Raw genomic sequence first — 9,656 nt, 5'->3', positions numbered from 1 at the left:
AATCGTGGCCCAGCCCCCCATTGCCCACTTCAGAAATCATGTGAGCGAGCGACGCAGAGGTTGCGGGTGGCTGCCCACCATGGAGCACCGTGTCGCAGAAACTCGTGGTTCGGCCCACCACCATACCAAATTCCGCAACGAGACGGGGCAACTGAGGGCATCCACCGGCAATCAAGTTGAGCGCTTCTGCCGCCCCGCCAGAATGAAGATCGGCACCGATGCGAGCTGAATGACGCTCGAGAATGCGATCAGCACCGCCAGCGAGTTTTCGTACAGCAGGCCCGCCACGATGCTGCCTGCGAGCCACCCGACGCCGTAGCCCGCATAGTAGAGTCCGAACGCGAAGTTGCGCTTTCCTTCCGGCAGCACTTCGGCGACGATCGCCTTGAGCAACGTGTCCTGGATCGCGTAGCCCACGCCCCAGAGCAGCATGCCGAACAGCACAAGCCAGAAGCCGCCGAGAAACACGAAGGGCGAGAACGCGGCCGAGACGCATACCGCGGCAATTACGATAGGGAGCCCGACGCGATCGTAGGCCTTTCCAAAGAACAGATTCGCCAGCACGCCAAACGCCGTCGAGATGGCGAGCATCACGGGAATCCACTGCTCAGACGCGATATTCGCCTTGGTCAGGTGGTATGAGATGAGCTCAAAACTCATCAGGCCGGCGGCGAACAGGGCGCCTGCCAGCATGTACAGCCAATAGGCCTTGCCGAAGTCCCTGGCCGGGGCTGTGTGCCCCTGCTCGAGCCGCGACGGCAGCGGGAAATTCACCCGGGCGCCCACCAACGCGACCAGGGCCGCCACGGCCGAGATGGTCAAAAAGGCGTACCCGGTGCGGAAGTCCCCCTTCAGCAGGAGCACCAGTGCGATGATGAGTGGACCGAGCGTCGCGCCGGTCTCGTCGAGCGCAGTGTTCAGCGCGTACACCCATCCCTTGCCGAGTTCACCCGTCGTATAGGACAGCATGGCTTCGACCGTGGGCTTGCGCAGCGCCCGCCCGATCCGTTCGGCGAGAACGAGAGCGGCCGCGACCTGCCAGCTTCCGGCGAGCGCCATTGCCGGTACCGCGAACAGGTTGATGACGTAGCCGACGAAAGTGATCATCCAGTAGCGTCCTGTCCGGTCCGCCGCGTAGCCGGCCGGCAGGCGAAGCGCGTAGCCGAGAAACTCACCCAGCCCCGCCGTGATGCTGACGATGGCGGCGCTCGCGCCTAGCGAGGCCATGAAGGGGCCGTTGATGCTCCCGCCGCCTTCGTAGGTGATGTCGCCGAACAGGTTGACGACGCCCGTCGTCATCACGAAGAGAAACGCGGGTGAAGTGACCGAGGCCGATCGAGCCATGGAACAACCTCTCCTTGCGTCGATGACGGCCCCGTCGCCCGCCGCCGGTTTTGATGTATCGTCAGGCAACCTTGCAGGATTGGCCGGGTTCCTTCCTTTAACGGAATCCGATAAAGGCGCACCGAGATGAAGTTCAAGGATCTGCTGAGCGGCTTCATCCGGCTGCACATTCTCCACCACGCGGCGGAACATGACATCTACGGTCAGTGGATCATCGACGAGCTCGCACGACACGGCTACAAGCTCAGTCCCGGAACGCTCTATCCGCTTCTGAACGCGATGGAACAGCGGGGCTATCTCAAGTCCCGGAAGCAGCGCAAGGGCCGCACCGCCCGGAAGCTCTATCGGGCCACGGCTTTGGGCAGGAAGGGACTTGCCCTGGCCAAAGTCCGAGTCAAGGAATTCACCGGCGAGGCAATGAAGGGATAGGAACGGCCGCCCCACCGGAAGTTACTTGCCTTCGTCGGAGCGCGCTTTCTTGGGAGAAATGAGTCCCAAGCCGCGGACAACTCTTCAAGCTCAGGCTCTGAATCCGTGAATCCAACCGGATGCGGAGCCATCCCTTCCAAAACGTAGGTCATGCTGGCGGAGTTTGGGCCCGTGACGATGTGACGTACTTGGTTGCGGGGCGATTTGAACCTGAGAGTTAAGTCATTGATCTTACCGAAGGCAATTTCGCAGACAAAAATAAACCCAGCAATCCTTAGAGATTGCTGGGTTTTTCACCAACTTGGTTGCGGGGATAGGATTTGAACCTATGACCTTCAGGTTATGAGCCTGACGAGCTACCGGGCTGCTCCACCCCGCGTTAAACCGTTGCATGCCTTGCAGAACGGGAGCCTGAGACAACCGGCCAACGCGTCTAACGGCGCCGATCGATCCGTCCGGAGGGCTTCCTGAGAAGGCGACCCGGGCCGAAGCCGTCGGGTGCGGGGCGTATGTATCAACGTCGCCCCGGTTTGGAAAGCCCCGCGAGCAGGTTTTTGAGGATTTTGTGACGCCGAAACCTCCGGTTTTCCTGACAAAATTGCCACGGGGAACCGACCCTTGCCAGAAACCGCACAAAAGCAGAGCTTGGGCCGCAACAAAACCGTCAACGAAACGTCATCCGAGAGGAAACGCCATGGACCGGCCATTGAAGAGTCCCGGGCTTCACGCGCTCGAAGAGACCTTCCAACGCCAGGTCGAGACGTCGCGGGGTGAGCCTGCGCCGACCTTGCAGGCGCGGCTCGACCGGTTGAGACGGCTGCGGGCCGCGGTCACCGAAAACGAGGCGCGGTTCGAAGCGGCGATCTCGGCCGATTTCGGCCACCGCTCCACCGTCGAAACCGTGATCGCCGAGACCATGCTGGTGCTCGGCGAGATCAAGCACGCGGCCAAGCACCTCAAGCACTGGATGGCGCCGCAGAAGATCCCGACCACGCTGCAATTCGCGCCGGCCAAGAACCGCTTGATCCCGCAGCCGCTCGGCGTGGTCGGAATCATGGCGCCCTGGAATTATCCGTTGCAGCTGACATTGGCGCCCGCGGTCGCCGCAATCGCGGCCGGCAACAGCGCGATAATCAAGCCGAGCGAGCTGGTGCCCCGCTTCGCCGAGTTGCTGATGGAGGTGATTGCGAAGAAATTCGACGCTACCGAACTCGCGGTCACCGACATCGACGAGGAGATCGCAAAGGCTTTTGTCGCGCTGCCGTTCGATCACCTGATCTTCACCGGTTCGACCCGGGTCGGCCGGCTGGTCGCGGAAGCCGCCGGCCGCAACCTGACACCGGTGACGCTCGAGCTCGGCGGCAAGTCGCCTGCGATCGTCGACGGCTCCGCCGACATCGACGAAGCCACCCGCCGCATCGCCTACGGCAAGCTGCTCAATGCCGGCCAGACCTGCATCGCGCCCGATTATGCTCTGGTGCCGGAGGCCTCCGTGCAGTCCTTCGCGATGCGGCTGCAGGGCCACATGCAGCACATGTACGGCACCGACCCCGCCAACCCCGATTACACCTCGATCATCTCGGACCGGCATTACACCAGGCTCGAGCGCCTCGTGGCCGACGCCGCGGCGAAGGGCGCCAGCATCATGCAGCCGGCCGCGCCCAACGATCCCGACTGGAAGGGCAAGCGCAAATTCCCGCCGACCGTCATTGTCGATGCGACGCCCGAGATGGCGGTGATGCAGGAGGAGATCTTCGGACCGCTGCTGCCGGTGATGGGCTATCGCGATGCCGCTGATCCGATCGCCTACATCAACAAGCATGACCGTCCGCTCGCGCTGTACTGGTTCGGCACCGACAGCGCCGCGCGCGACGAGGTGCTGGCGCGCACGGTGTCCGGCGGAGTGACGGTCAACGACTGTCTGTTCCACTTCGCGCAGGCCTATCAGCCCATGGGCGGCGTCGGCGCATCCGGCACCGGTGCCTATCACGGCGAATGGGGCTTCAAGACGCTGACCAAGCTGAAGCCGGTGTTCTACCGCTCGCGGCTGAACCGATTGGCCGACCTGTATCCACCCTACGGCGCGAAGATCGCGCGGCTGGAGAAGTTGATGAGGTATTTGTCGTAGGGCTCAAGCGTCATTGCGAGCGAAGCGAAGCAATCCATAGTGCCGCACAACGGATGGATGGATTGCTTCGTCGCTTCAGCGCAAAATTGCTTTGCAATTTTGTCGCGAGCTCCTCGCAATGACGGATAACAATAAAGAAGGGGGAAGCGTGACTCATACATCCGATTTCGTGGTGGTGGGCGCAGGCTCGGGCGGCTGCGCGGTGGCGGGAAGATTGTCGGAGGATGCCGCGACCTCGGTGGCGCTGCTCGATGCCGGCGGCAGGAACGACAACTGGGTCGTCACCACGCCGGGCGCGCTGGTGCTGATGGTCGCCGGCACCATCAACAACTGGGCATTCAACACCGTGCCGCAGAAGGGCCTCAACGGCCGCGTCGGCTACCAGCCGCGCGGCAAGGGACTCGGCGGCTCCTCGGCGATCAACGCTATGGTCTATATCCGCGGCCATCGCGCCGATTACGACCATTGGGCCTCGCTCGGCAACACCGGCTGGGCGTACGCCGACGTGCTGCCCTACTTCAAGCGATCGGAGGACAACGCCGATTTCGACGGCGAGTATCACGGCAAGGGAGGCCCGCTCGCCGTCAACAAGCTCCGCTCCGGCAATCCGATCCAGCAGACATTTCTGCAGGCGGCGCAGGAGGGACAATTTCGTATCCGCGACGACTTCAACGGCGAAGACCATGAGGGCCTCGGCATCTACCAGGTGACACAGAAGAACGGCGAGCGCTGGAGCGCGGCGCGGGCCTATGTGCACCCGCATATGGGCAAGCGCGCCAATCTGCGTGTCGAGACCAATGCTCTCGCGACCCGCATCCTGTTCGAAGGCAAGCGCGCGGTCGGCGTCGAATACAGGCAGGGCAAGGAGCTGAAGCATATCCGCGCGCGGCGCGAAGTGCTGCTCGCCGCCGGCGCATTCCAGTCACCGCAGCTCTTGATGCTCTCGGGCGTCGGCGATGCCGATACGCTCGGCAAGCGCGGCCTTGCGAGCGTGCATCATCTGCCTGGCATCGGACAGAATTTGCAGGACCATCCGGACTTCATCTTCGGCTATATGTCCGACAATCCGAACTTCGCCGGCATCTCGCTGAAGGGCATGCCGCGGCTGCTCCGCGCCATCCTGCAATATCGCAGGGAGCGGCGCGGTCCCCTCACCTCGAACTTCGCCGAATGCGGCGGCTTCCTCAAGACGAGGCCCGACCTCGACATCCCCGACATCCAGCTGCATTTCGGCATGGCGATGGTCGACGATCACGGCCGCAAGCGCCATGGCGGCACCGGCTTCTCCTGCCATGTCTGCCTGCTCCGGCCGAAGAGCCGCGGCAGCGTCGCGCTGGCGAGCGCTGATCCGGAGCAGGCGCCGCTGATCGATCCGAACTTCCTCAGCGAGGAGGCCGATCTCGAGGCCATGGTCGCGGGCTACAAGACCACGCGGCGGCTGATGGAGACGCCGTCGCTGCGCGCCCTGCAGCAGAAGGACATGTTCACCGCAGACGTGCATACCGACGACGACATCCGCAATATCCTGCGCGAGCGCGTCGACACGGTCTACCACCCGGTCGGCACCTGCAAGATGGGCACCGGCGATCCGCTCGCGGTGGTCGACCCGAAGCTGCGCGTGCATGGCCTGGAGGCGCTGCGCGTGGTCGATGCGTCGATCATGCCGACCTTGATCGGCGGCAACACCAACGCACCGACCATCATGATCGGCGAGAAAGCCGCCGACATGATCAAGGGGGAGATGCGGTAACGCCTTCCGCCAAACCAAAATCTGCGGAACAACCCCATGCACAGTAGAAAATGGCGGGATTGAGATGATGCGCCTTATCCGAAATCACCTTGACACGTCGGGCAAATCACCGGCAGTCCTCGATCATCGCGCATTGGGACAACCGCAACCCAACCCGTCATGCCGGGCCCTCCCGGTCCAGAAAGCGTAGGCCGGATGAAGCCAACGGGTCGCGCGAACGCGCGCCCGATGACAGGCTCCGCGTAATCCGGGACTCACATGTAGGACCCCGGATTGCGCTACGCTCCATCCGGGCGACAAGGCTCAATTCAGCAAGAACCCGCCATCCACCGTCACCACGGTGCCGGTCATGTAGCGCGAGGCATTCGATGCAAGCAGCATGATCGCGCCGTCGAGATCGGATTCGGCGCCGACCCGGCGCTGCGGAATCCGCTTCGCCAGTCTCTCGCCTGATGGCGTCGACCAGAAATCGTGGTTCATCTCGGTGTCGATATAGCCCGGCGCCAGCGCGTTGACGCGGATGCTGTTGCCGGCGAGTTCCAGCGCCATCGCCTTGGTGCCCTGGATCATGCCGGCTTTGGAGATCGCATAGGGCGAGACGGCCTTCAGCACGCCCTGCCCAAGCACGGAGGCGACGTTGACGATGTTGCCCGGCTGCTTGCGCGCGATCATGCGCCGCGCCAGTTCGGTGGCGAGGAAGTAGGCGCCCTTCAGATTCGAATTGATCACCGCGTCCCAATCCGCTTCCGTCTGCTCAGTCGAGAGCTTCTCGATCGCGATACCGGCATTGTTGATCAGCACCGTGGTCGGGCCGAGAGCTGCTTCCGCCGCGTCGAGCGCCTTCGCGATCCCAGACATATCCGTGACGTCCATCTGCACGGCGGCAGCGCGGCCGCCCTTCGCCCTGATCTCGTCCTCGAGGCTCTTCAGCTTCGCGGTCTGCCGCGCCGCCAGCACCACCGCGGCACCGTGCGCCGCGAGCACGCGGGCGAATTGCCGTCCCAGCCCCTGCGAGGCGCCGGTGATGAGGATGATTTCTTTACTGACATCGAATAGGTCGGACATCGACAGGTTCCCGGATCAGAGTGGCCGATTGATAGCTACAATTGTGCCTATTGTGATCCTGATTAATTGACCAAGGGACCGCGGCGCAATGGGGCGGGATTCCTTTCCATGAACAGTTTCGACGCGGTCATCACCCTCGGCATGTTGTTTGCGGTCTTGACCGGTTTCAGCACCGGCCTGTTGCGTAGCGCGGTCACGATCCTGACCTATCTCGTCGCCATGCCGATCGCGGTTGCCGTGCTGTCGATCATCGGACCACATATCGCGGAGCTTCCGGGATCGCCGTTTCCTCCCAACGGCGTGCTGTTGTTCGGGCTATTTCTGGTGACCGGCGTCGTGCTCGGACGGTTGGCGCGGACGATGCTCGACGACGCCGTCGGTTCGGAGATCGGGATCGGTGACCGGCTGGCCGGTGCGCTGCTCGGCGCCATCAGGGCCGGGCTCGTCGTGATCACCCTCGTCCTGGTTTTCGATCAGCTCGTGCCCATGGCCAATCAGCCGCAATTCCTCAACGGATCGCGATTGCGGCCGCTGTTTTCCGCCGCCGGGCAAACCGGCATCCGACGTTTGCCGCCCGAGGTCACCATGACGATCGAGCGGTTGCGACGCGAGCGGCGCATCTAGCCTGTTCCTGCCGGGCATGGCATGCACTAATGCATTGCAGGTGCCTTATCGGCACCGCCAAGCTTGGCTAGAATACCGCCATCGAACCTTTACAGACTTACCGACATCACAGGGAGCGAAAATCGTGGATCTCGGAATCAAAGGCCGCCGCGCCATCGTCTGCGCATCGAGCAAGGGGCTGGGCCGCGCCTGCGCGATCGCGCTCGCCAATGAGGGCGTCCATGTCACGCTGACGGCGCGCGGCGCCGAGGCGCTGAAGCAGACCGCCGAGGAGATCCGCAAGGCACATCCTTCCGTCACCGTCACCGAGATCGTCGGCGACATCACGACGCCGGCCGGACGCGAGGCCGTGCTGAAAGCCTGCCCCGATCCGGATATCCTGATCAACAATGCCGGTGGCCCGCCGCCCGGCGATTTCCGTAACTGGACCCGCGACGACTGGATCAAGGCGATCGACGCCAACATGCTGACCCCCATTGAGCTGATCAAGGCAACCGTCGACGGCATGATGGCGCGCAAATTCGGCCGTATCGTCAACATCACGTCCGCGGCCGTGAAGGCCCCGATCGAGATTCTCGGCCTGTCCAACGGCGCGCGCGCCGGCCTCACCGGCTTCGTCGCCGGTCTGTCGCGCAAGACCGTGATCAACAACGTCACCATCAACGGCCTGTTGCCGGGCCCGTTCGAGACCGACCGGCTGCGCGGCACCGCCAAGCCCGAGGCCGAGAAGCGCGGCGTTCCGGTCGAGCAGATACTCGCCGATCGCGCCAAGCTGAACCCCGCCGGCCGCTTCGGCCATCCCGACGAGTTCGGCTACGCCTGTGCCTTCCTGTGCGGCGCCAAGGCGGGCTTCATCACCGGGCAGAATATCCTGCTCGACGGCGGCGCCTTCCCGGGCACGCTCTGAAAGGGGCGCTAGATGAAGGCCGTCTGGTACGAACGGACCGGCGCGGCGCCGACGGTGCTTACCGTCGGCGAGATGCCGACGCCGGATGCCGGCCCCGGCGAGGTTCGCATCCGCCTCGAAGCTTCCGGCGTCAATCCGGCCGATGTCGGCCGCCGCAGCGGCAATTATCGGCAGATGGAATTTCCGCGCGTGATTCCGAACAGCGACGGCGCCGGGATCATCGACCAACTCGGCGAAGGCGTGACGCGATGTGCCGTCGGCGACCGCGTCTGGCTGTTCAACGGCCAGCGCAATGGCCGCGCCTTTGGCACCGCGGCGGAATATATCACGATCGCCGACTATCTGGTGACGCGGCTGCCCGATGACGTGTCCTTTGCGGCCGGCGCGACGCTCGGTATCCCCTGCATGACCGCGTGGTGCGCGCTGTTCGCGGACGGACCGATCACGGGACTGACCGTGCTCGTCACCGGCGGCGCCGGCGCAGTCGGCCATTATGCCGTGCAACTGGCCAAATGGGGCGGCGCGCGGGTGATCGCGATCGTGAGCTCGCAAGTCAAGGACATGGAGGCGCGGCTTGCCGGCGCCGACATGGTGGTCAACTACCGCACCGAGGACGTGGTGGCCAAGGTGATGGCCTTTACCGAGAACCGTGGCGTGGACCGCGTGGTCGATGTCGACTTCGGCGGCAACCTTGCGACCACATTGAAGATCATGGCGTTCAATTCGACGATCGCGGTCTATGCCACCAATGGCAACCGCACGCCGACGGTGCCGGTGCGCGAGCTGATGGAGAAATGCATCACGGTGCGTTCGCTGGTGCTGTTTGCGCTGCCGCCGATGCTGCTCGCGGCCGCGCAGGAGGACATCACCAAATGGCTCGCATCCGGCACCCGGGTGCACAACATCGCCGGACAATTCGCGCTGGCCGAGACGGCACAGGCTCATCTCGCCGTCGAGAAGGGCGACAAGATGGGCACTGTGATCGTCGACTGCTCCCGGTAACGGACTTTCCTCCTCTCCCCGCCAGCGGAGTGAGGTGAAGGAACTAGCACTACTTTGGCAGAAACTGTTTTTGTAGCGACTTTTCAAGGATTCGTCTTCTGCAGTACGGACACCGCTGAGCCCGCGGTCGCAGGATGAGATCGACGATGGCGTGACGTACTGCGGGCATGGTTGGCTGAGGCGGAGGCCCGTTGATTCTTTTTTTTCCGCCCCGCATATGCGAGGCGACGATGTTGCAGGAAGGCGTAGGCGATCATGGTCATTAGAGCGTGACGATGAAGGCCTTGCCATGATCGCCCTTCGAAGTGATCAAGTCCAAGCTCCTCTTTCAACTGCTGATGCGCCTGCTCGCAGATCCATCGTGCCTTGATGGTGGCGGCCAGTGTGCGCAGATCCGTCGCCGCAGG

The 9,656-nt window shown here is 63.5% G+C and carries 9 protein-coding genes and 1 tRNA gene; 6 read left to right on the top strand and 4 right to left on the bottom strand.

Annotation, left to right across the window (positions count from 1 at the left end; translation table 11 throughout):
• Window positions 1-171: 171 nt before the first annotated feature.
• Window positions 172-1,413, bottom strand: a complete 1,242-nt coding sequence (locus AS156_RS17785; protein ID WP_245312900.1) for an MFS transporter — start codon at window positions 1,411-1,413, stop codon at window positions 172-174.
• A gap of 57 nt (window positions 1,414-1,470) precedes the next feature.
• Between AS156_RS17785 and AS156_RS17780 the strand changes: the two genes are divergently transcribed.
• Complete coding sequence (locus AS156_RS17780; protein WP_066506819.1) at window positions 1,471-1,773, top strand: PadR family transcriptional regulator; 303 nt, start codon at window positions 1,471-1,473, stop codon at window positions 1,771-1,773.
• 302 nt (window positions 1,774-2,075) lie between these two features.
• Here AS156_RS17780 and AS156_RS17775 read toward each other — a convergent pair.
• Window positions 2,076-2,152: transfer RNA gene (locus tag AS156_RS17775), tRNA-Met, on the bottom strand.
• Window positions 2,153-2,467: 315 nt separating this feature from the next.
• Here AS156_RS17775 and AS156_RS17770 point away from each other — a divergent pair.
• Both AS156_RS17770 and AS156_RS17765 read left to right on the top strand, forming a co-directional pair.
• Window positions 2,468-3,901, top strand: coding sequence for a coniferyl aldehyde dehydrogenase (locus tag AS156_RS17770; RefSeq protein WP_066506817.1), 1,434 nt, complete (start codon window positions 2,468-2,470; stop codon window positions 3,899-3,901).
• A 148-nt stretch (window positions 3,902-4,049) separates the two neighbouring features.
• Window positions 4,050-5,651 (top strand): GMC family oxidoreductase, encoded by a 1,602-nt coding sequence (locus tag AS156_RS17765; RefSeq protein WP_430641802.1) that lies wholly within the window; start codon window positions 4,050-4,052, stop codon window positions 5,649-5,651.
• A 303-nt stretch (window positions 5,652-5,954) separates the two neighbouring features.
• Here the strand turns inward: AS156_RS17765 and AS156_RS17760 are convergent, their stop codons facing one another.
• Window positions 5,955-6,716 (bottom strand): SDR family NAD(P)-dependent oxidoreductase, encoded by a 762-nt coding sequence (locus AS156_RS17760; RefSeq protein WP_066506814.1) that lies wholly within the window; start codon window positions 6,714-6,716, stop codon window positions 5,955-5,957.
• 108 nt (window positions 6,717-6,824) lie between these two features.
• Here AS156_RS17760 and AS156_RS17755 point away from each other — a divergent pair, with 108 nt between their 5' ends.
• The 3 genes from AS156_RS17755 to AS156_RS17745 all read left to right on the top strand — a co-directional run bounded on the left by AS156_RS17755 (window position 6,825) and on the right by AS156_RS17745 (window position 9,249).
• Window positions 6,825-7,340: a CvpA family protein gene (locus AS156_RS17755; RefSeq protein WP_066506810.1), complete on the top strand. Its 516-nt coding sequence runs from the start codon at window positions 6,825-6,827 to the stop codon at window positions 7,338-7,340.
• 124 nt (window positions 7,341-7,464) lie between these two features.
• Window positions 7,465-8,247, top strand: coding sequence for an SDR family oxidoreductase (locus AS156_RS17750; RefSeq protein WP_066506808.1), 783 nt, complete (start codon window positions 7,465-7,467; stop codon window positions 8,245-8,247).
• Window positions 8,248-8,259: 12 nt separating this feature from the next.
• Window positions 8,260-9,249 carry an NADPH:quinone reductase gene (locus AS156_RS17745; RefSeq protein WP_066506807.1) on the top strand — a complete coding sequence of 330 codons (990 nt, stop codon included), beginning with the start codon at window positions 8,260-8,262 and terminating at the stop codon, window positions 9,247-9,249.
• An 83-nt stretch (window positions 9,250-9,332) separates the two neighbouring features.
• Here AS156_RS17745 and AS156_RS40770 read toward each other — a convergent pair.
• Window positions 9,333-9,656 (bottom strand): transposase (locus tag AS156_RS40770; RefSeq protein ID WP_144440953.1); only part of this gene is annotated, 324 nt, incomplete at its 5' end.

Origin of the sequence: Bradyrhizobium macuxiense (assembly GCF_001542415.1) — a bacterium.
GTDB lineage: Bacteria > Pseudomonadota > Alphaproteobacteria > Rhizobiales > Xanthobacteraceae > Bradyrhizobium > Bradyrhizobium macuxiense.
The sequence above is the reverse complement of the archived record's forward strand: the minus strand, read 5'-3'. Positions and strand labels throughout refer to the sequence as shown.